Origin of the sequence: Stenotrophomonas sp. PFBMAA-4, assembly GCF_030053215.1 — a bacterium.
In the GTDB taxonomy this organism is placed as follows: Bacteria; Pseudomonadota; Gammaproteobacteria; order Xanthomonadales; family Xanthomonadaceae; genus Stenotrophomonas.
Window position 1 is genome coordinate 1 of the sequence record NZ_JASGBW010000075.1, and the last position, 600, is coordinate 600.

At 64.2% G+C, this 600-nt stretch carries 1 pseudogene; it reads right to left on the minus strand.

Annotated features, from left to right (window positions below):
• Positions 1 to 600: pseudogene (locus QMZ26_RS21215) on the minus strand (phospholipase); the annotation flags it as partial.

Genomic DNA, 600 nt, shown 5'->3' on the forward strand with positions numbered 1-600 from the left:
ACGTGGAACCCCTGCCTGGCCACGATGGCGCGGCGGATGCGCGCGGCGATGGCCGCCACCAAGGGGTTGCTGGCCGCTGACTTCACGCCCTGCTTCCGCGTGACCATGTTCTGGACCACGCCGGCCTTTCCAAGAGGACCACTCATGCCCACGCCCTTGTCGACGTAGCCTGCCTTTTTCTTCTCGGCCTCGGTCATTTCCCGGCGCTCGCCCCCCTTGATCGCGGTCTCCACCGCACTTCCTGGCCCGGCATCGGACCATCCGCAGTCGGAAATCAGGAACTGCGTCTCCAGGTAGACGAAGGCACTGGCCGAGGCGATGCAGTTGACCATCGCATCAAGGATGGAATGCATCGGCTGGTCGCGCTCCCAGTAGGGCTGCAGGCAACTGGCATCATCCAGCTTCAGGCCGAGCTCATTGCACCCCTTCTTCTCCAGGGCATGCAGTGCCGTACCCGAAGATCGCACGATCTGCACGCTGACATTCCCGGCCTTGCCCGGTCGGGTCAGGTCGCCAAAGAGTTCCTGCATGCCGCCCATGGACTGCAGCCACTGATCACTCAAGGGCGTCAGTTCCATCCCGCGCGCCAGCGTGGTCTGC